Here is a 20,573-nt window from a genome sequence, read left to right on the forward strand (position 1 = left end):
GCCTACGGCCTCAAGAATGCCATCGAAGCGATCGCTTTTTCCGCCCTCATGATGTTGATTCTGGCACTGCCCAGCTTGGCTTGAGGCGGCGCTTCGGCGCTTGGCCGGGGCGATTAATATCTATTTTTGACAATGCCTTAGGTTGATTTCAGCTTTCTGCGGACCCATTGGGGGCGACAGAATCGCGGGGCTTTCGTTATCTTGGCGCCCAGAGCGCCATAGAATGAACAAGGCCCCGCTGCTGTGATGGATCTGACGACGCATTGGAGCGGCCTTGCCGTTCTCTTCATCTTCGCCGCCGCCTACTTCCTCGTGATCTGCGAGGAAGTGATCGAGATGCGCAAATCGAAGCCCGTCCTGGTCGCGGCGGGCCTCATTTGGGCGCTGGTCGCGATCGGCTACGACGCCGCCGGGGCAGCGGAGGCGGCGCATGTCGCGGTTAACCAGATCATCCTCGAATATGGCGAACTGCTGCTCTTCCTGCTGGTCGCCATCACCTATGTGAACACGCTGGAGGAACGGCGCGTCTTTGATGTGCTGAGGGCCAGGCTCGTGGCGCTGGGCCTTGGCTACCGCGCGCTCTTTTGGCTGACCGGGGCCATCGCCTTTCCCCTCTCGGCCGTGCTCGACAACCTCACCACCGCTCTGGTGATGGGGGCGGTGGTGCTGGCTGTGGGGGCTGGCTCCCGTGCCTTCATCGCCCTGGGCTGCATCAACATCGTCGTGGCGGCCAATGCCGGCGGCGCCTTTTCGCCCTTCGGCGATATCACCACATTGATGGTGTGGCAGGCGGGGAAGCTCGGCTTCTGGGATTTCTTCGATCTGTTCCTGCCCTCGCTCGTCAACTGGCTGGTGCCGGCGGCGCTGATGCATTTTGCCCTGCCGCCGGGCAAGCCCGCGCCGCGGCAGGAACGGGTGCGACCGAAGCCCGGGTCCATCGGCGTCATCCTGCTCTTTGCCGCCACCATCGCCACCGCCGTCGCCTTCAAGAACTTCCTGCATTTGCCGCCCGCCATCGGCATGATGCTGGGGCTCGGTTACTTGCAGATCTGGGCCTATTACCTCAACCGCCTAGGCAAGCGCCGCGACAATTCGGACATGCTGCTTGATTCCTTCAAGGAGATTCAGCGGGTGGAGTTTGACACCCTGCTGTTCTTCTTCGGCATCATCTTCGCGGTGGGCGGGCTTGGCGCCATGGGCTATCTCGCCGTCACATCGAAGATCCTCTATGCGGGCCTGGGGCCCACGACGGCCAATATCGTCATCGGCGCCCTCTCTGCCATCGTCGACAACATCCCGCTGATGTTCGCGGTCCTCAAGATGGACCCCGCCATGACCAACGGGCAATGGCTGCTGGTGACGCTGACCTGTGGTGTCGGCGGCTCGATCCTCTCCATAGGGTCAGCGGCCGGCGTCGCCCTGATGGGCCAGGCGCGCGGCAGCTATACCTTCTTTGCCCATCTCAAATGGAGCTGGGCGGTGGCGGCCGGCTATGGCGCTTCGATCCTGGTTCATCGTTTCGTCAACGCCGCGCTTTTCTGAGGGGCCGCATGAATCCGTTGCGCCAGTTCCTGCAGCTTGAATCGAGCGGTGGCATCCTGCTGCTCCTGGCAGCCGTCCTTGCCCTCATCTGCGACAACAGCGCGCTTTCCGGGCTCTATCAGGGGTTTCTCAATCTGCCCTTCGGCGTGACGCTGGGCCAGGTCGGGCTGGTGAAACCGCTGCTGCTGTGGATCAATGACGGCTTGATGGCGATCTTCTTCTTCCTGGTCGGGCTGGAGATCAAGCGCGAGGTTCTGGCAGGCGAGTTGTCGTCACCAGCCCAGGCGAGCCTCCCCGGCATCGCCGCTTTGGGCGGCATGGCCCTCCCCGCCCTCGTCTATTGCCTCGTCAACCGGGCGAGCCCGGAATATCTCGCCGGCTGGGCCATACCGGCCGCCACCGACATCGCCTTCGCCCTTGCCGTCCTCACATTGCTTGGCGACCGTGTGCCCGCCAGCCTCAAGGTCTTCCTGCTGGCGCTTGCCATCACCGACGATCTGGGCGCCATCATCATCATCGCGGTGTTCTACACTGCCGATCTGTCGCTGATATCATTGGGCCTTGCCGCCATCGGCCTTGCCGGCCTCCTCGTCCTCAACCGCATGAATGTCCGGCGCATCACGCCCTATGTCCTCATCGGCATCTTCATCTGGGTTTGCGTGCTGAAATCGGGCGTGCATGCGACCTTGGCCGGTGTCGCCGTCGCCTTCTTCATCCCCTTCAAGGGCGAGGCGGATACCGAACACAGCCCGCTGCGGCGCGCCGAGCATGGCCTTCACCCCTGGGTCAGCTTCGCCATCATGCCGATCTTCGCCTTCGCCAACGCGGGCGTCTCGCTGAGCGGTGTCTCGACGGAGACCCTGCTGCACCCGCTCACCCTCGGCATCGCGCTGGGCCTTTTCCTCGGCAAGCAGGCGGGGGTGCTCGGCGCCGTTCTCATCGGCGTTGCCTTGCGCCTGTGCCAGCGTCCCAGTGGCGCAAGCTGGGCGCAGATCTATGGCGTGGCGCTCCTGACCGGCATCGGCTTCACCATGTCGCTTTTCATCGGCGGGTTGGCCTTTCCCGATCCGGCCCTGGCGGCGGAAATTCGCCTCGGCGTCATCGGCGGCTCGCTGCTCTCGGCCGTGCTCGGCTTTGTCGTGCTGCGCCTCACTTCGGCAGCAAAGACCTGAAGGTCCAGACGGGCACCGCGGCCCCCTTCTCGCTCTTGTCCTTCAGCGTCAGGACACCCGAGAGCACGCCGACGATCTCGGCCTTGTCGTCCTCGATCCGCAGCAGCGGCCCGCCCGAGGCACCAAAGGTCGTGTCGCAGTCATGGATCAGCAGCGGTCGCTCGGCGAGCGTCCCCAGCAGGCGGCAGCCCTGGTGTGTCATCAGGATTTCCGACCAGTCGCCGTTATAGCCGGCAGCACTGACCCCGGCTTTGCCCTGTCCGCCGATGATCGCCTGCGCCGCCCCCGGCGCCAGCGGCACCGGCTTCAGTTTCAGCTTCTGGTCCAGCGTGATGATCGCCCAGTCATGTGTCATCTGCTGGAGACTGGCCGCATTGGTCGGATCGTATTGTGGGTCATGCGTGAAGCTCCTCCCCCGCGCATGGGCCGCAAAAGAACCGCGGTCGTAGCCAGCCACGAAATGCACTTCGAAGGGCACGGTCCAACGCCCGTCATTCTGATTGTACAGGCAATGGGCGGCGGTCAGGACCTTATCGGCCGCAATCAGCGTGCCGGTGCAATGCCCGCCCACCTCGCGGTTGATGCGGCCGATGGCGATCCATGGCCAGACCTTCGAATCGACCCGGATGCGGTTGTCCTCGCCCTCGATACCGATCTTGGGGAGCGGCGGCAGGCCGGACGTCTGCGCCAGGGCCGGGCTTGCGCCGATGGCGATGAGTGCCGCCAGCCAAACATGAGCGAGGCGCACGGTTTAAGGAGCCAGCACCGCGTTATGAAACAGGAGTGCGATGAAGGCCGCCAGTGTGAAGGCCGCAAGACCCAGGCCGAACACCACGATCTGGCTCAACCGATCGGTCGGGCGCAGTTGCCGGTCGAGCTGTCGCCGGGCGCTCGAGCGCTTTTCCTTGCCCAGCAGGAACACCAGATAAGCCCGTTCGCCGAACGGCAACGGCACCGAGACCCGGAAGTCGACCGGATGCCGGCGCTGGATCGTCCCTTGCGCCACCCGGCTGATCGCCTGCGTCTGGGCGGGGGTCAGGCTGTCGCGGATGTCTTGCGGCAGCTTGCGCAAAAAGGCTTCGCCGCGGACTTCGTCCATCAGCATGGCTTATCTCCTAGAGGTTCCAAACGGAGACAGCGCTAACAGCGCCCCAGCTATCTCCGACTTCGCTTTTCCCGAGAATGACGCCTGATGGTTTAAATTTTCTTTACCAAAACAGGACTAGAAGCGTGAAAACGGGTCCAAAGACCCACGAAACAATCAATTAGGCGTCTTTTTGCATGTCCTTTCCGGCCTTGTGCCGGATTGGCTCTTTGCCGCCGGTTCGGCTAGAATCGCAAATAATAACAACAACTAATCACCAATCACTGTCATCGGGGATATTGCTATCATGCGAGCGGAAAAGCTGAAGACCCAGCTGATCGACGAAGTCGTGCGCTTTGTCGGTGAACGAATTGAGCGCAAGCGCGCCGCGCTCATCGAAACCTTCATCCGCCAGTTCTATGCCAACGTGCCCCAATCCGACATTGCCGGAGAGAGCCCTGAGGATCTTTTCAGCGCGGCCCTGTCGCTGGCCAATTTCGCGCAAGTGCGCGCCCCCGGTCAGGCCAAGGTGCGCGTCTTCAACCCGCGCATCGACGAACATGGCTGGCGTTCGACCCACACGGTGGTCGAGGTCGTCAATGACGACATGCCGTTCCTGGTCGACTCGCTCACGGCCGAACTCAACCGCCTCGATCTCGGCGTCCATCTCGTCATCCATCCGGTCCTGCGAGCGACGCGCGACGCCAAGGGCCAGCTGACGGCGATCGGTGCCGAAGATGGCCAATCGGGCGCGACAGTGGCTGAATCCGTCATGCAGCTGCGCGTCAACCAGGTGGCGACGCAGGAACAGCTCGATACGGTCAAGGCGCGGATGGAGATCGTGCTGCGTGACGTCCGCGCGGCCGTCACCGACTGGCAGAAGATGCGAGCCAAGCTTGCGACCGTCATAGCAGATGCCAAGAAGCGCAAGCTGCCGCTGCCCAAGGAGGAAGTGACCGAGGTTTCGGCCTTCCTCGACTGGATCAATGACGATCACTTCACCTTCCTCGGCTACCGCGAATACACCTTTGCCGGCGAAGGCGACAGCGTCACCTATCATATCAAGAAGGAAGCCGGCCTCGGCGTGCTGGCTGATCCCGAGACTCGGGTCTTCGAGGGCATGCGCAATCTCGATGCCCTGCCGCCCGATGTGCGCAGCTTCCTGACCCAGCCCAAGATGATCCTGGTCACCAAGGCCAATCTGCGCTCGACCGTGCACCGCAACGTGCATCTCGACACGATCGGCATCAAGATCTTCAACGACAAGGGCGATGTCGTCGGCGAACATCTCTTTGCCGGCCTCTTCACCTCGGTCGCCTATAACCGCTCGCCCTGGGACATCCCGCTGCTGCGCCACAAGGTGGAGACCGTTTCCAAGCGCGCCGGCTTCAACCCGCAAAGCCATGACGGCAAGGCGCTGGCCAACATCCTAGAGATCTATCCGCGCGACGAGCTTTTTCAAGTCGGCATCGACGAACTGTTGGAAACCTCGCTCGGCATCCTCAACTTGCAGGACCGCCAGCGTGTCGCCCTGTTCGTGCGGCGCGATCCTTATGAACGGTTCGTCTCCTGTTTCGTCTACCTGCCGCGCGACTGGCAGACCACGGAGCTGCGGCAGCGCATCCAGAACATCCTCTGCAAGGCGTTCAACGGTCGCGTCTCCAACTATTTCGTCCATCTGACCGACAGTCCGCTGGCGCGCGTCCATCTCATCATCGCCACCAAGCCGGGTGAGATTCCGCCCTATGACGTCAAGGAACTGGAACAGCTGGTGGCCGATGCCTGCCGCTCCTGGGCCGACCATCTGAAGGATGCGCTCATTGAGGCCAAGGGCGAAGCCGAGGGCCTCGCCCTGCAGCGCCGCTATGGCGACGCCTTCCCGCTGGGCTTCGAGGAATACTTCAATGCCCATGCCGCAGTCAGCGATATCGACCGCGTCGAGGAAGCGCTCAAATTCAACAAGACCGCGATCAACCTCTACCGCCCGGTCGAGGCCGGTTCGAACGAGCTGCATTTGAAGCTCTATAAATCCGGCGACAAGATTGCACTTTCCAACGTGCTGCCCTCGCTGGAGAATTTCGGCCTCAAGGTCATCAGCGAAAATCCGTTCGACGTGCGTCCGGTCGGCCAGGAGCAGCCGATCTGGATTCACGCCTTCACCATGGTCACGGCCGACGGGCGCGAGGTCGACATCGCCGCCATCCGCGACAAGTTCCATGAAGCCTATGCCAAGATCTGGGACGGGCAGATGGAGGATGACGGCTTCAATCGCCTGGTCATCACGGCGGGCCTGGGTTGGCGCGACATCACTTTGGTCCGCGCCTATTGCAAATATCTGCGCCAGGCGGCGATCGCCTTCAGCCAAGCCTATATGGAAGCGACTCTTAATGCCAATCCAGGCATCACGCGCAACATCGTGCAGCTGTTCCACGTGCGCAACGACCCGGCTTTCGGCGATCAGCGGGACGAGAAATCGGCGCAGATCGTCGAGAAGATCGGCCAGAAGCTCGATGCCGTCGTCAATCTCGACGAGGACCGGATTCTGCGGCGCTATTTGAACGCGGTGCAATCGACCTTGCGCACCAATTTCTACCAGCCGGCGGCGGATGGCGGGCCCAAGGAATACGTCTCCTTCAAGCTCGATTCCGCAAAGATCGAGGAGCTGCCGCTGCCACGACCGCTGGTCGAGGTCTTCGTCTACAGCCCGCGCGCCGAAGCCATCCACCTGCGCGGTGGCAAGGTTGCCCGCGGCGGCATCCGCTGGTCGGATCGGCGCGAGGATTTCCGCACCGAGATCCTGGGCCTCATGAAGGCCCAGATGGTGAAGAACGCCGTCATCGTGCCGGTGGGTTCCAAAGGCGGCTTCGTGGTGAAGCGCCCGGTCCAGGGCGACCGCGACGCCGTGATGGCCGAGGTCGTGCATTGCTACAAGACCTTGATGCGCGGCCTCCTCGACATCACCGACAATCTGGTGGGCGGCGCGGTGAAACCGCCCCTCAAGGTCGTGCGCCATGACGGCGACGACCCCTATCTGGTCGTCGCCGCCGACAAGGGCACGGCGACCTTCTCCGACATCGCCAATTCGGTCTCGCGCGATTATGGCTTCTGGCTCGACGATGCCTTTGCCTCGGGCGGTTCGGCCGGCTACGACCACAAGAAGATGGGCATTACGGCACGCGGCGCCTGGGAATGCGTCAAGCGCCATTTCCGCGAGTTCGACCACGACATCCAGAATGTCGACTTCACCTGTGTGGGCGTCGGCGACATGTCGGGCGACGTGTTCGGCAACGGCATGCTGCTGTCCGAGCACACCAAGCTCGTTGCCGCCTTCAACCACATGCACATCTTCCTCGACCCCAACCCGGACGTGAAGAAGAGCTTTGCCGAGCGCCAGCGCCTCTTCAACCTGCCGCGCTCGGGCTGGAACGATTATGATGCCAAGATCATCTCCGCCGGCGGCGGCATCTTCGAGCGCAAGGCGAAGTCGATCAAACTGACGCCTGAGGTGAAGCAGCGTTTCGGCTTCACCCAGGACCAGGTGACGCCCAACGAGCTCATCCAGCTGCTCTTGAAGGCCGAGATCGACCTGCTGTTCTTCGGCGGCATCGGCACCTATGTGAAATCGAGCGACGAGACCCATGCCGATGTCGGCGACCGCGCCAATGACGCCGTGCGCATCAATGCCGCGGATCTCAGGGCCCGTGTCATCGGCGAGGGCGCCAATCTGGGTTGCACTCAGCGCGGCCGTGTCGAGGCGGCCCTCACCGGCAAGCGCCTCAACACCGATGCCGTCGACAATTCCGCCGGCGTCGACACCTCGGATCACGAGGTCAATATCAAGATCCTCATCAACGAGGCGGTGGCGGCGGGCGATCTGACACTGAAGCAGCGCGACAAGCTGCTCGCTGAAATGACCGACGAGGTTGGCGCCCTGGTCTTGCGCGACAACTACCTGCAATCCCAGGCGCTCTCAGTGGCCGAGGCGCAGAGCTATACGCTCCTCGACCAGCAGGGCCGGTTCATGCGCGGATTGGAGCGCGCCGGCCGGCTCGACCGCGCCATCGAGTTCCTGCCCGATGACGAGACCATGCGCCACCGCCTGACACAGCGCATCGGCCTCACCCGATCGGAAAGCGCCGTGCTGCTCGCTTATTCCAAGATGGCGCTCTATGACGAGCTGCTGCCCTCGGATCTTCCCGACGATCCGCAACTCGCCGACGACCTCGTCACCTACTTTCCCAAGAAGCTGCAGGAAGGCTATCAGCCGCTCATTGCCAAGCACCGCCTGCGGCGCGAGATCATCTCGACCGTGGTCACCAACAGCCTCGTCAACCGGATGGGTGCCACCTTCATCCATGTGACCAAGGAAAAGACCGGGCAGTCGGCCTCCGCCATCACCCGCGCCTATGCCATCACGCGCGGTGCCTTCAAATTGCGCGACATGTGGGCGGCGATCCAGGCGCTCGACAACAAGGTCTCGGCCAGCGTCCAGACTTCGATGCTGATCGAGATCAACCGTTTGGCCGAAGCCGCGACCCTGTGGTTCCTGCGCAATGGCGAGCACCCGCTCGACATCGCCGCCAACATCGCCGGCAGCGCCCCGGGCATTGCCGCCATCGAAGCGGCACTCCCGAAGATCGTCTCTGGCGCCGACCAGGCGGCCAACCAGAAGCGCCAAGGGGCCTTGCAATCGGCCGGCGTGCCGGAGGCCCTGGCGCGCCGCATCTCGCAGCTCGCTTCGCTCGGCACCATTCTCGACGTGGTGAAGATCGCGGCGCAGACCAAGATCAAGGTCGAGGACGTGGCGGCGACCTATTTCGCCATCGGCGACCAGTTCAACATCGACTGGCTGCGGAACGGCGCCAAGGGCCTCATCGGCGACAGCCACTGGCAGCGCCTGGCGGTGTTCGCGATCATCGACGATCTCAACACCCACCAGCGCGACCTCACCGGCGCGGTCCTTGCCAACGATCTGGCACAGACCGGCGAAAAGGCGATCGAGGGTTGGAAAGCCGGCCGCTCCGGGGCCCTGCCGCGCGCCGAAGCGCTTTTCAATGATCTCCGCCAGACAGCAAAGCTCGAACTTGCCATGCTGGCCGTGGCCAACCGCGCGTTGCGGAGCTTGTTGGACTGACCGCTCTCTTCAAAACCGTCATGCCCGGGCTTGACCCGGGCATCCACTCTCTCAGGGCAATCAGTGGATCCCCGGGTCAAGCCCGGGGATGACCGAAGAGGGTGTGGAGCGCTCGCCTCAAACCTTCACACCGCCAAAAATCAGCCGCAGGCCCAAGGATGCCATCACGGCGCCGGCGGCGCGGTCGATCCAGGCCTTGAAGCTCAAATAGGCGGCGCGTGGCTTCGCCGTCGAGAAAGCGAGCGCCACCGCGCTGTACCAGCCGCCTTCGATGAGGAACAGCACGAAAGGCAAGGCGAGGATGAGGGTGAGCGAGGGCTGGGCCGGCAGCAGGGCCGCAAACACGCTGGAATAGAAGATCACCGTCTTGGGGTTGCTGAGCTGCGTTGCCAGCGACAGCAGGAAGGTCCGGAACAGGCTGCGGTTGCCGCCCGCCATCTCGGTCGCCGCCGCCAGCGGTTCCTTGGCGCCGCGCCACAGGCAGAAGCCTAGATAAACCAGATAGGCGCCGCCGCCGATCTTGAAGCCGATATAGAGCCAGCCAACTTGCATGAAGAGCGCCTGCAGGCCGACGACCGCCAGTGTCGCCAGCACCATGCCGCCCACCCCCATGCCGAGCGCCGCCGCCAGGCCATGCGGCCGCGACTGCGACAGCGAGGTGCGCGCCACCAGCAGGAAGCTCGGCCCCGGCGAAATCGCCCCGATCAGCATCGCCGCCATGATGGCCAGGATGGACATGAAATCGGTCACGATGGCTCCTCCGTCATTGCTACTAACTGAAACTGTCATCCCCCGGCTTGGCCGGGGGATCCACGAGTTGCTTTCTTCAGGCAGCACAGGAACTCGTGGATGCCCCGCCTGCGCGGGGCATGACAAAAGAGAGTTCTCGCTTACCCGGCTCCTTCAACAAAGCTGTAGGCCATTGGCAACGAGAGCAGCCGCCTGAGCGACGCGAGATAGCATCAAATCTCTTTATACGTGAAGTTCTGCGATCTTGCAGCTACATTACGTTGACGCTGTCAACTCATGGATATCCGCCAGTGAAGTGTTTGCCGCTTCGAACGTTCTTGGTCGCCTTGTGGTTATGGGCCCCACCAACCATTGTATCCGCCAATGCTCGCAGTGGTGGCGACGTCGTCGCCTGTGACGTACTGGTCGAACCCAATCGCGTCAGCATGGACGCCGGCCGGCCAGTCGAGCTGGGGGAGAAGGGTGAAGAAGTCTGCCGCGCATTCATGGACGCCGTCCTGCGCGCTGTCGATGGCAGCGCCAAGAAGGCGAACCTCGAGTTCAAAGGCGGCGATGGCCACAGAATAGAGCAGCCGCTTCTACCACCACTTTCCAATGCGAATGCCGATATTATTCACGAGGCGGCATCTTATGTGTATGAGCGCCAGCAGAAAGGTGACTACCGCTCCTTTAAGCTGATTTCGCGTGCTGACGACAAGTACGTTTTAGCCGTTGTCTGGGAGCGCGGGGGACAGACGACACAGTACTATTTCGAGCTGACCAGCTGGCTCAAGCTGCGAATGGCCAACTAGGCCGCCCCACTTCGCCAGCTGGGGCCTGCCACCAGCCGGGCAGTTTCGCCCTTTATGCGGCAAAATGCCCCGCAACATGCGCAAAGCGCCACCCAGCACCGCGTTCAAGGCCCGATAAATCGTATTGTAGCTGGGGCACCGGATCGGTTAAATAGGGCCATTCCGTGGTGATTTGGCCGGCCGGCTTGCAGCCACGTAAAAAAACTCGCTAAAGGGCCGCCTGAGGTTTCTAGATTTGGAATCCCAAGGCTGCGGGCCCCGGCGAGCCATTTGCCGATTTTTGGGTGACCGCACATGCCGATCAAGATTGCCGATAAGCTACCAGCCTTCCGCGCCCTCCAGAACGAGGGCGTGCGCGTGATGACCGAGACGGCGGCGATCCGCCAGGACATCCGCCCGCTGCAGATCGGCCTCCTCAACCTGATGCCGAACAAGATCAAGACAGAGCTGCAGATCGCGCGCCTGCTGGGCGCCACGCCGCTGCAGATCGAGCTTTCGCTGGTCCGCGTCGGCAACCATGCCTCCAAGAACACGGCCGAAGACCATCTGCGCACCTTCTATCAGACCTGGGAGGATGCACGGCACCGCAAGTTCGACGGCTTCATCATCACAGGCACGCCGGTCGAGACCATCCCCTATGAGGACGTGACCTATTGGCCGGAGATGCAGCAGATCTTCGACTGGACCACGACCAACGCGCATTCGACCATCAATGTCTGCTGGGGTGCCATGGCGGCACTCTATCATTTTCACGGCGTGCCGAAGCATCAGCTCGCCGAAAAGGCCTTCGGCGTCTACGCCCAGAAGATCATGAAGCCGTCGTCACCTTTCCTCATCGGCTTCTCGGACGATTTCGTGATTCCGATTTCGCGCTGGGCCGAGATCAGGACCGCAGATGTGGCCGCCTGCCCGGACGTCGATGTGCTGGCCTATTCCGACGAGAAGGGTGTGTGCATCGCCCAGAGCCGTGGCACGCGCCGTCTCTATGTGCTCGATCACATGGAATATGACGCGACGTCGCTGGGCGACGAGTATGCGCGCGACGTCGCGGCCCAGGTCCCCATCAAGCTGCCGCACGGCTATTTCCCGAGCGATGATCCGACCAAGGCGCCGCTCAACCGCTGGCGCCCGCACGCCCACCTCTTTTTCTCGAACTGGATCAACGAGATCTACCAGACCACCCCGTTCGAGATCGAGAAGGTCGGCGAATAGGGTCGGCCCAGGGGCTCCCCCAGGCCCTGCAAATGCCGCCCGGCGCCTGAAGCCGCCTCGGACGGGCCGGAAGCGAGATTTGCCGTGACCGCCGGCCGGGGGGTGGGGTCCGTGGACCCGAAGCCCCCTCCGGAGCCGCGTTCTTTCAAGGTTTTCTTTGCTTTTCCGTCCCTTGGCGGCTATCACTGGCGCCGGTCCGCCGCCGCCCGGGATGGGGTTTGAGGCGCGGCCTTTAAAACTCATTGGACGGTTTTGGAACATGCAGGGGCCGAACGGCACTGGGGATGGGAGCGGGGGTAACTCTGGTGATGAGCTGGTTCGGCTCAGGCACAAGATCGATGCCATCGACAGCCAGCTCCACGACCTCTTGATGCAGCGCACCGAATTGGCGGTGGCGGTGGGTGCCGCGAAGGCGGCCAAGCAGCCGCTCACCGGCGATTCACCGGCCGAAGGGGCGAAGTTCATCCGCCCGGCCCGTGAAGCCAAGATTCTCCGGCGCCTTACCGCCCGCCATCAGGGCAAGCTGCCCAAATCCGTCGTCGTGCGCATGTGGCGCGAGATGATCTCGGCCCTCCTCCAGGTCGAAGGGCCTTTTGCCGTCGCGGTCTATGCCCCGGCGAGCCAGCCCGGGTTCTGGGACGTGGCGCGCGACCATTACGGCAGCCGCGTCAAGCTCCTCACCTTCAGCCGCGTCGACCGCGCGCTTTCGGCGGTCATGGACGGCTCGGCCACCGTTGCCGTCTTGCCCTTCCCGCGCGAAGACGAAACCGGCCCCTGGTGGCGCCGCCTGGTGGGCTCGGCCCAATTGCCCCATGTCATCGCCAGGCTGCCCTTCGGCGACCCCGGCAACCAGCGCAACCCGGATTTGCAGGCCCTGGTCGTCGGGCGCACGCCGACCGAGCCCACCGACCGCGACCATTCGCTGCTGGTCCTCGAGACTGCCGAACCGGTCAGCCGCTCGACCTTCCGCCAGGCCCTGGCCGGCGTCGGGCTCACCACCAGCTTCATTCATGGCGGGCGCGACCAGTTGGAGGCCGACCTCAATCTGGCCGAGGTCGCCGGCTATATCGACGGGCATGACCCGCGCCTCGGCCTTGTTGCCAGCGCGCTCGGCAAGGGCGCCCGGCTGCACAGCATCGGCTCTTATGCCGAACCGCTCACCAAGGAAGAACTGGCCGACGAACCGTCCGGCCATTGAGAGAGACCGGCGCCGCACCGCGCGCCTCTGGAGCTGACATCATGACTTTGCACGTGCGTCCCGGAATTCTCGACATCGCCGCCTATGTGCCGGGCGAGCATGACCTGCCTGGATCCGGCCCGATCTATAAAATGTCGTCGAATGAGAGTGCCTTGGGCGCCAGCCGGCTCGCCATGGAGGCGTATGTTCAAGGTGCCGCCGATCTGCATCGCTATCCCGATGGTGCCAGTCACGTGCTGCGCGCCGGCCTGGCGCGCGAAATCGGCGCCAAGGAAGATGAGATCATCTGCGGCACCGGTTCCGACGACATCCTCGTCCTCATCACCCGTGCTTATGCCGGCCCCGGCGACGAGGTGCTCTATTCGCGCCACGGCTTCCTGATCTACCCGATTGCCGCGCAATCGGTGGGTGCGACGCCGGTGACCGCGCCGGAAAAAGACCTCACCACCGACGTCGATGCCTTGCTGGCCGCAGTGACCCCGCGCACGAAGATCTGCTTCGTCGCCAACCCGAACAACCCGACCGGCAGCTATATCCCGGCCTCGGAAATCCGTCGCCTGCGCGAAGGCCTGCCGGCCAATGTGCTGCTCGTCATCGACGCAGCCTATGCCGAATATGTCGACAAGCCCGACTACACCGACGGGTCCGAACTGGTGAAGGAATACGACAACGTCATCATGTCGCGCACCTTCTCCAAGATCTATGGCCTGGCCGCTCTGCGTCTCGGCTGGGCCTATGGCCACAAGTCGATCATCGACGTGCTGCACCGCATTCGCGGCGTCTTCAACGTCGCCGCCCCGGCACAGCTCGCCGGTGTCGCTGGTCTCGCCGACAAGGACCATGTGAAACGCTCCAAGGCGCATAACGATTACTGGCTGCCCTGGTTCGTGGCCGAGGTGAAGCGCATCGGCCTCCACCCCTGCCCCTCGGTCGGCAATTTCCTGCTGGTGCGTTTCCCGACCGATCCGAAACTCAATGCCGATGCCGCCGAGAAGTTCTTGAAGTCGCGCCGCGTGCTGGTGCGCAAGATGGGCGCCTACGGTCTGCCTGACTATTTGCGCATCACCATCGCCGAGGAAGCCGCCGTGAAGGCCTGCGCGCAGGCGCTGGGCGATTTTGTTGCGGGAGCGGCCACGCAATGACAGATCCGCTCTTTCAGCGCATCGCCATTATCGGCATCGGCCTCATCGGCTCGTCGTTGGCGCGCGCCATCGCCGAGCAAAAATTGGCAGGCGAAATCGCGATCTTCGATGCCAGCGCGGAAGCGCGTGCTGCCGCCCATGAGTTGACGCTGGGCCAGGTCGTCGACAGTCTGGCCGCCGCCGCCAAGGATGCGGACTTGGTCATCCTGGCCACACCCATCGGCGCCTATGCCGATATCGGCCCGGCCCTGGCGCCGCATTTGAAGAAGGGCGCCATCCTCACCGACGTCGGCTCGGTCAAGCAGGCGGTGATCCGCGACCTCGGGCCCCATGTTCCGGAAGGTGTCCATTTCATTCCCGGCCACCCGATTGCCGGCACCGAGCATTCCGGTCCCCGCGCCGGCTTTGCCGACCTGTTCAAGGGGCGCTGGGCGATCGTGACGCCCGTGCCCGGCAGCGACCCCACGGCGACGGCGAAGCTGCAGGCGCTCTGGTCCGCCGTCGGCTCGATGGTCGAGGTGATGGAACCCGCCCACCATGACCAGGTGCTGGCGATCACGTCGCATCTCCCGCATTTGATCGCCTACACCATCGTCGACACAGCGACACAGCTCGAAACCTCGACGCAATCCGAGGTCATCAAATTCTCGGCCTCCGGCTTTCGCGATTTCACCCGCATTGCCGCATCGGATCCCACCATGTGGCGCGACATCTTCTTGAACAACCGCGAGGCTGTCCTCGAGATCCTCGGTCGCTTCACCGAAGACCTCACCGCCATGCAGCGGGCCATCCGCTGGGGCGAGGGCGACAAGCTGTTCGAGACCTTCACCCGCACCCGCGCCGTGCGCCGCGGCATCATCGATGCAAAACAGGCGTGACGGGGCAGGCGCAATGACGGCGTCCGAAAAAAGTAACGCGCGGCGTAAAAGCTGCCGCGATATGACTGAAGTCCGCGCCGAGATTGACGCGCTCGATCGCGCGATCGTCGCACTCCTCGCCGACCGGCTGCACTTCATCGGCGAAGCGGCCCGCATCAAGCCGCAGCGTGCGATGGTGCGCGATGAGGCGCGGATCGAAGATGTGATTGCAAAAGTGCGTGCCGCCGCAACGACCAGCGGCATAGAACCCGACTTTATCGAGCCGCTCTATCGCGATCTTGTCGAGCGTTCGATCGCGCATGAGCTCGCCTTGTTCGACCAGCGCCACGGTATCAAGCCGTCGCGCTGACAGTGTGACGACACACGAACACATTCCCAGCACTAGGATTTAGATCAACGAAAATCTGCGCGGTGTTTAACGCGCACTTAAGTTTCTTCCCACTACGCTTGATCGGTCGGTCAGGATCGCAGCGATCTCACTCGTTGTGATGACGACCGCAACAACCAAGGCCGCGCGCAAGCCTGTGCCAAACGTAGATGCGAGGAAAACCATGTTGAGGACATCCATTCTGTGCGCCGCCTTTGTCGCGGCTGCTGCGACCAGCGCCTTTGCCGATGATGCGGAGACGAAAGCCAAGGCCGAAGCCTTCGCCAAAAGCGATATCGCGCAATGGGCGGCAGATCCGGCGATCGTCGCTGCTGTCGAAGCCGCCAATGCCGAACACGCTGCCTACGACCAAGCCAAGATCGACGAACTCGATGCGCAATGGAAATCGGAAGTGGGCGCTGCGGCACATCCGCTGATCGATTCCGTGGTCAATGCCGCCGTCTCTGCCAAGCTGAAGGAGAAGTGCACAGGCACCAACGGCCTCGTCACCGAGATGATCCTGATGGACAACAAAGGCCTTAATGTCGGCGTCTGCGATGCCACCAGCGATTATTGGCAGGGTGACGAAGGCAAGTGGCAAAAGACTTTCCAGGCTGGTGCCGGCGCCGTTTTCGCCGACGATGTCGAGCAGGATGAATCGACCCAGCGCTTCCAGCTGCAGACCAGTGTCACCGTGGTCGACGCCAGCGGTGCCCCGATCGGCGCCCTGACCGTTGGTCTCGATGCCGAAGGTTTGATGGCTCAGTAAGACGCGGCCTAATGAGCGAACTTGGCCCGGCCGGCACATGCCGTCCGGGCCGCGTGAATGGGTCTTCAAGGAGAGTTGATCATGCAGATGCCGGCAGATAGCGCACCGGTGCGCCAGGCGCGGCTTTGGACCATCGGCCGACGGTTGGCGGCAATCATTGCCATCGGCGTCATCGTCGGCTTCGCCGTGGTCCTGACACTGCAATCCGTGGCACAGCGGCAGATGGCTTTGAGTGAAGCCGGCATCAACCGCGTCGCCATCGCCAGGCTCATCGCCGGCCAGGTCGCCGGCGGCGTCAAGTTCAAGAAGGCCGATGCCGTCGCCAAGGGGTATCAGGGCTATTTCGACGAACCGAGTTCGGCGCTGGCGGCCATCGCCGTGTTCACGGTCGACGATGCCAAGATTTCCGCGGCCGACAACGCCAATCTGCCGAAGATCGACCTTGCCGCCCTGCAAGCTGCAGCCAAGGCGAAGGTCGAACAGGACAGCATCTACACCGACCTTACCGCCGATCATCAGATCGTCTTCGTCCCAGTGATGGAAGGTGCCGGCGACAAGGCGCGCCGCATCGGCCTGGTCGGCCTCGCCTGGGCGACGGCTCCGCTTGAAGCGGCCCTCCATCAGCAGTTGCTGCAGACGGTCGGCATCGCGCTCGGCGTCATGGTTCTGCTGCTGGCCACTGTGCTGTGGGTCATCCGTGCCACGGTGAGCAAGCCGCTGGTACGGGTGGCGAGCCTCATCGGCACCAAGGATTCGGTCGAGCAGCTGCAGAACCAGCTTGGCGTCATCACCGCGCGCGCTGACGAAATCGGCGATATCGCCCGCGCCCTCACCGAATTTCACCGCGCCGATGCCGAGCTTGCCGAATTGCGCCAGGCCCAGGAAGCCTCAAAGGCGCAGGCCGAACGCGAGCGCGCCGAGACGGCCAATCGTCTCGCCGACGAATTCCGCAACACGGTGGTATCGGTCGCCGAAGCGCTCTCTGCGGCCATCGACCAGGTTCGCACGACGACGGACCGCCTGGCCACCGCCGCCGACGAGACGGAAAACAAATCGGCCGTCGCCGTGCGCGGCGCCGAAGCGACCAGCCATAACGTGCAGACCGTCGCCGCCGCCGCCGAGGAACTCTCGGCCTCGGTGAGCGAGATCTCGCGCCAGGTAGGCGAATCCGCGCGCCGTGCCGGTACAGCCGCCGCCGGCTCCGAACAATCCAACGAGAAGATCGCCAGCCTCGACGCCTCCGTCGCCAAGATCGGCCAGGTGGCGCAGCTCATCAGCGACATTGCCAGTCAGACCAACCTCCTCGCCTTGAACGCCACGATTGAGGCGGCGCGCGCTGGCGAGGCTGGTAAGGGCTTTGCCGTCGTGGCGCAGGAGGTGAAGAACCTCGCGACCCAGACGGGCCGTGCCACCGGCGACATTTCGCAGCAGATCGATGCCGTCCAGCAGGCGACCGCCGGCACGGTTGACGCGATCAAGATCATCATCGACGGCATCCACGAGATCGATGGCCTGGCGCGCACGATTTCCAACGCGGTCGAGCAGCAGCAGACCGCCACCGCCGAAATCGCCCGTAGCGCGCAGGATGCCGCCGCCAGTACGCAGGAAGTCCACACCAGTGTGCTCGGCATTTCCGGTTCCGCCGCGCTGACGCGGGAAGCCGCCACCATCATCCGGCGCGAGACCGACCAGCTCCTTGTCGAAACCCAGCGATTCCGGTCTGAAGCAGGAAACTTCCTGGAACATCTGGCGGGCGGGCGCGCTGGCTAGCGCGCCCCGTTCCGGGCCTGGCCGAACCACACACGGCACCCTGTAAAATTCACTTGCGATCCCTCCCGATTTTCCGTAAGTGCCGAGGTTCGGGGCTTTTCGGTCGACAATCCCGCGTTTGCGGCGTCCTTATTCGGGCAAAGCCGGCTGCGCAATTTGACGCAGCAACACCGACCGCTGTTTTTCTGACATGAGGTAGATGATGGCAAAATTCCCCTATAAGGGCCGTATTGTAATGATTGGCTATGGCTCGGTCGGCCGGTGCACGATGCCGCTGATCGAGCGTCACTTTGACATGCCTTTGAGCCGCGTCACGGTGGTCGACGGTCACGACCATTCGGATGACGCCGCCCGCTTCATCGAGAAGGGTGTCAATTACATCGTCGAGCCCCTGCACGAGGGCAATTATATCAAGGTGCTGTCGAAGCAGCTCTCGAAGGGTGATCTTCTGATCAACCTTTCGGTCGAGGTCGATTCGCTGGCCCTCATCGCCTGGTGCCAGAAGGCCGGTGTCCTCTACATCGACACCTGCATCGAACCCTGGGCCAATTACTACGACAACACCGCCATTCCGGAAGAGCAGCGCACGAACTATTTCCTGCGCCACCGCGCCCTGGAAGCGGCGAAGAAATTCCCCAAGAACGGCCCCTCGGCGCTGCTCACGCATGGCGCCAATCCGGGCCTCATCACCCATTTCATCAAGCAGGGTGTGCTCGACATCGCGCGCATGCGCGGCCTCAAATTCTCCAAGCCCAACAACCGCGCTGAATGGGCGAAGCTGATGCGCGATGCGGGCGTCAAGGTGATCCACGTCGCCGAGCATGACCTGCAGGTCACCGACGTGCCGAAGATGCCGGGCGAGTTCGTCAACACCTGGTCGATCCCCGGCTTCGTCGGCGAAGGCTGCCAGCCGGCCGAGCTTGGTTGGGGTACCCACGAGAAGAAGCTGCCCGAGAACGCGGTCGAGCATAAGGTGGGTTCCAAGGCCGCGATTTACCTGCGCCAGCCGGGCTGCACCACCGAAGTGCGCTCCTGGACGCCACATGGCGGGCCGATGATCGCCTATCTCATCACCCATGGTGAATCGGTGACCACCGCCGATTACTTCTCGGTCGTCGAGAAGGGCAAGGTGACTTATCGCCCGACGGTGCATTACGCCTATCACCCCTGCGACGACGCCGTCCTCTCGGTGCGCGAGTTCCAGGAAAAGAACTTCACCATGCAGAAGGACGTGCGTCTGCTGGGCGAAGAGATCGTCGAAGGCATCGACGAATTGGGCGCCTTGCTGATGGGCGATTTCGGCGCCTATTGGTATGGATCGCAGCTCTCGATCCATGAAGCGCGCCGCATCATGGGCCCGGAATACAACGCCACTTCGCCGCAGATCGCCTCGCCGGTGCTCGCCGGTGCCATGTGGCTCATTGAGAATCCGAACCGCGGGGTCGTGGAACCGGAAGAAATCGACCACGACTACATCCTCGATATCTGCCGCCCTTATCTGGGTCCGGTGGTCGGCTGCTACACCGATTGGACGCCCTTGAAGGACCGCAACGTCCTCTTCAAGGAAACCAATCTGGATCTCACCGACCCCTGGCAGTTCGAGAACTTCCGCGTGCGGCGGTAAGCGATTGCCTCGTTAGTCATCCCCCGGCTTGGCCGGGGGATCCACGAGTTGCTTTCGTCCCGTGCTAACAAACTCGTGGATGCCCCGCCTGCGCGGGGCATGACAATGAAAGAGCTTTAAATAAGGCTCGCTCCTCGGAGCGGGCCTTTTTGAATAGCCCTCCCCCCTGCAGGTGGGAAGAATAAGCCGAGCTACCAGCGCAATGCCGGCAGCCGCGCCAGCTTCAGCGGCCCGAGCCACAGATAGCCCTGCTGCAGGCTGAGGCTGAGATCGACGCGGAGGCGGCCACTGTCGTCGGTCTTAGCGAGGCCCTGGGCCATGATCTTTGCGGTCTTGGCGCTGCGCGCATCCAAAAGGCCGTCCTGCGCCAGCAATTCGACCGTCTCAGCAACGCCGTAAGCGTGCAAACTGAGCGCCCCAAGGGGCTGGAGCGCCTCGTCGAGCGCCAGCGTACCGTCCCCGGTTGCCTGGAGCGGGGCTTGGCTGAAGGCGAAGGCCTTGACCTCCAGCACGCCGCCCGCCGATGCCCAACCGCTGAGTGCCTGCCCAAGATCAGGCGCCACCGGCACCGGCCCCATGATGGCGCCTTGGACCGTCAGCCGCTCGATCGGCCCCGCCGTCACCGCGCGCTTGCCCGCCGGCAACGCCAGATCGCCCATGCTCACCGCGAAGCCCAGGAAGGGCTGGTGGTAGTCGGCCGGTGGCGCTTTGGGAATGTCGACAGACCCTTGCGCCTCGGCCGCACGATAGCTATCGGCGCCGAGGGTCAAATCGAGCGCATTGGCGGCGAACGTCACTTGGTTGATGTTCCAGGGCCGCATCTCGGCCACCAGCGATCCTGTCGCCAGCGACACCGGCGACGCCCCCGGAATGTCGATCCGCGCGGCCCCGAAATTGCGACGGAAAGCGAACGGATAGCCACTGATGCTGCCGTCGGCAAAGGTGAGACCGATCCCGGCCGCGCGCTGCTCGGCGACCCAGGCTTCAATCCCCGCCTGCAGTTTTGCCGCCACGAAGAACCAGTAGCCGGTATAGGCGCCACCCAGGATCAGAACCAACCCGAGGCCGAGATAGGCAGGCAACTTCACGCTTTCACATTCATGCCAGAGTTGATCATGCCAGAGACGATCATGCCCGAGA

At 63.2% G+C, this 20,573-nt stretch carries 16 protein-coding genes and 1 riboswitch; of the genes, 12 read left to right on the top strand and 4 right to left on the bottom strand.

Annotation, left to right across the window (positions count from 1 at the left end; all coding sequences use genetic code 11):
- The first annotated feature begins 246 nt into the window (after positions 1-246).
- Both nhaD and nhaA read left to right on the top strand, forming a co-directional pair.
- Positions 247-1,542 (top strand): sodium:proton antiporter NhaD, encoded by a 1,296-nt coding sequence (gene nhaD, locus SMD31_RS04950; RefSeq protein ID WP_320499651.1) that lies wholly within the window; start codon positions 247-249, stop codon positions 1,540-1,542.
- Positions 1,543-1,550: 8 nt separating this feature from the next.
- Complete coding sequence (gene nhaA / locus SMD31_RS04955) at positions 1,551-2,714, top strand: Na+/H+ antiporter NhaA (RefSeq protein WP_320499653.1); 1,164 nt, start codon at positions 1,551-1,553, stop codon at positions 2,712-2,714.
- On the opposite strand, the gene SMD31_RS04960 is transcribed toward nhaA, so the two are convergent.
- Together SMD31_RS04960 and SMD31_RS04965 are read right to left on the bottom strand one after the other, a co-directional pair.
- Positions 2,692-3,462, bottom strand: coding sequence for a trypsin-like serine peptidase (locus tag SMD31_RS04960; protein ID WP_320499655.1), 771 nt, complete (start codon positions 3,460-3,462; stop codon positions 2,692-2,694). The genes nhaA and SMD31_RS04960 overlap by 23 nt on opposite strands.
- Before the next feature lie 3 nt (positions 3,463-3,465).
- Positions 3,466-3,819 carry a hypothetical protein gene (locus SMD31_RS04965; RefSeq protein WP_320499657.1) on the bottom strand — a complete coding sequence of 118 codons (354 nt, stop codon included), beginning with the start codon at positions 3,817-3,819 and terminating at the stop codon, positions 3,466-3,468.
- A gap of 286 nt (positions 3,820-4,105) precedes the next feature.
- Here SMD31_RS04965 and SMD31_RS04970 point away from each other — a divergent pair, with 286 nt between their 5' ends.
- Positions 4,106-8,932, top strand: a complete 4,827-nt coding sequence (locus SMD31_RS04970; RefSeq protein WP_320499659.1) for an NAD-glutamate dehydrogenase — start codon at positions 4,106-4,108, stop codon at positions 8,930-8,932.
- A 117-nt stretch (positions 8,933-9,049) separates the two neighbouring features.
- On the opposite strand, the gene SMD31_RS04975 is transcribed toward SMD31_RS04970, so the two are convergent.
- On the bottom strand, positions 9,050-9,682 hold the full coding sequence (locus SMD31_RS04975) for a LysE family translocator (RefSeq protein WP_320499661.1): 633 nt from the start codon (positions 9,680-9,682) through the stop codon (positions 9,050-9,052).
- 425 nt (positions 9,683-10,107) lie between these two features.
- On the opposite strand from SMD31_RS04975, the gene SMD31_RS04980 reads away from it, so the two are divergent.
- The 9 genes from SMD31_RS04980 to SMD31_RS05020 all read left to right on the top strand — a co-directional run bounded on the left by SMD31_RS04980 (position 10,108) and on the right by SMD31_RS05020 (position 19,433).
- Complete coding sequence (locus SMD31_RS04980; protein ID WP_320499663.1) at positions 10,108-10,473, top strand: hypothetical protein; 366 nt, start codon at positions 10,108-10,110, stop codon at positions 10,471-10,473.
- A gap of 154 nt (positions 10,474-10,627) precedes the next feature.
- Positions 10,628-10,705, top strand: a riboswitch (SAM riboswitch).
- A gap of 62 nt (positions 10,706-10,767) precedes the next feature.
- On the top strand, positions 10,768-11,685 hold the full coding sequence (locus SMD31_RS04985) for a homoserine O-succinyltransferase (RefSeq protein ID WP_320499665.1): 918 nt from the start codon (positions 10,768-10,770) through the stop codon (positions 11,683-11,685).
- 259 nt (positions 11,686-11,944) lie between these two features.
- Positions 11,945-12,883 carry a chorismate mutase gene (gene pheA, locus SMD31_RS04990; protein ID WP_320499667.1) on the top strand — a complete coding sequence of 313 codons (939 nt, stop codon included), beginning with the start codon at positions 11,945-11,947 and terminating at the stop codon, positions 12,881-12,883.
- Positions 12,884-12,924: 41 nt separating this feature from the next.
- Entirely contained in the window at positions 12,925-14,025 is a 1,101-nt protein-coding gene (hisC, locus tag SMD31_RS04995) for a histidinol-phosphate transaminase (RefSeq protein ID WP_320499668.1), read from the top strand.
- Positions 14,022-14,903, top strand: coding sequence for a prephenate/arogenate dehydrogenase family protein (locus SMD31_RS05000; RefSeq protein ID WP_320499670.1), 882 nt, complete (start codon positions 14,022-14,024; stop codon positions 14,901-14,903). The genes hisC and SMD31_RS05000 overlap by 4 nt, the downstream gene beginning before the upstream one ends.
- A 61-nt stretch (positions 14,904-14,964) precedes the next feature.
- A complete protein-coding gene (locus SMD31_RS05005) occupies positions 14,965-15,252 on the top strand; it encodes a chorismate mutase (protein WP_320499672.1) in 288 nt (95 codons plus the stop codon).
- A 202-nt stretch (positions 15,253-15,454) separates the two neighbouring features.
- Positions 15,455-16,039: a hypothetical protein gene (locus SMD31_RS05010; RefSeq protein ID WP_320499674.1), complete on the top strand. Its 585-nt coding sequence runs from the start codon at positions 15,455-15,457 to the stop codon at positions 16,037-16,039.
- Positions 16,040-16,120: 81 nt separating this feature from the next.
- The gene (locus SMD31_RS05015; protein ID WP_320499675.1) at positions 16,121-17,809 is read left to right on the top strand and encodes a methyl-accepting chemotaxis protein; all 1,689 of its coding nucleotides are present in this window, start codon (positions 16,121-16,123) and stop codon (positions 17,807-17,809) included.
- A 199-nt stretch (positions 17,810-18,008) separates the two neighbouring features.
- The gene (locus tag SMD31_RS05020; RefSeq protein WP_320499677.1) at positions 18,009-19,433 is read left to right on the top strand and encodes a homospermidine synthase; all 1,425 of its coding nucleotides are present in this window, start codon (positions 18,009-18,011) and stop codon (positions 19,431-19,433) included.
- Positions 19,434-19,624: 191 nt separating this feature from the next.
- Here the strand turns inward: SMD31_RS05020 and SMD31_RS05025 are convergent, their stop codons facing one another.
- Positions 19,625-20,521 (bottom strand): DUF2125 domain-containing protein, encoded by an 897-nt coding sequence (locus SMD31_RS05025; RefSeq protein WP_320499679.1) that lies wholly within the window; start codon positions 20,519-20,521, stop codon positions 19,625-19,627.
- Positions 20,522-20,573: the final 52 nt, after the last annotated feature.

This window comes from Dongia rigui (assembly GCF_034044635.1).
Lineage (GTDB): Bacteria > Pseudomonadota > Alphaproteobacteria > Dongiales > Dongiaceae > Dongia > Dongia rigui.

Bases quoted from the DNA above. Each gene is read 5' to 3' on its own strand.
- nhaD (WP_320499651.1), top strand. From the start codon at position 247: ATGGATCTGACGACGCATTGGAGCGGCCTTGCCGTTCTCTTCATCTTC.
- nhaA (WP_320499653.1), top strand. From the start codon at position 1,551: ATGAATCCGTTGCGCCAGTTCCTGCAGCTTGAATCGAGCGGTGGCATC.
- SMD31_RS04965 (WP_320499657.1), bottom strand. From the start codon at position 3,819: ATGCTGATGGACGAAGTCCGCGGCGAAGCCTTTTTGCGCAAGCTGCCG.
- SMD31_RS04970 (WP_320499659.1), top strand. From the start codon at position 4,106: ATGCGAGCGGAAAAGCTGAAGACCCAGCTGATCGACGAAGTCGTGCGC.
- SMD31_RS04980 (WP_320499663.1), top strand. From the start codon at position 10,108: ATGGACGCCGGCCGGCCAGTCGAGCTGGGGGAGAAGGGTGAAGAAGTC.
- SMD31_RS04985 (WP_320499665.1), top strand. From the start codon at position 10,768: ATGCCGATCAAGATTGCCGATAAGCTACCAGCCTTCCGCGCCCTCCAG.
- pheA (WP_320499667.1), top strand. From the start codon at position 11,945: ATGCAGGGGCCGAACGGCACTGGGGATGGGAGCGGGGGTAACTCTGGT.
- hisC (WP_320499668.1), top strand. From the start codon at position 12,925: ATGACTTTGCACGTGCGTCCCGGAATTCTCGACATCGCCGCCTATGTG.
- SMD31_RS05000 (WP_320499670.1), top strand. From the start codon at position 14,022: ATGACAGATCCGCTCTTTCAGCGCATCGCCATTATCGGCATCGGCCTC.
- SMD31_RS05005 (WP_320499672.1), top strand. From the start codon at position 14,965: ATGACTGAAGTCCGCGCCGAGATTGACGCGCTCGATCGCGCGATCGTC.
- SMD31_RS05010 (WP_320499674.1), top strand. From the start codon at position 15,455: ATGTTGAGGACATCCATTCTGTGCGCCGCCTTTGTCGCGGCTGCTGCG.
- SMD31_RS05015 (WP_320499675.1), top strand. From the start codon at position 16,121: ATGCAGATGCCGGCAGATAGCGCACCGGTGCGCCAGGCGCGGCTTTGG.
- SMD31_RS05020 (WP_320499677.1), top strand. From the start codon at position 18,009: ATGATGGCAAAATTCCCCTATAAGGGCCGTATTGTAATGATTGGCTAT.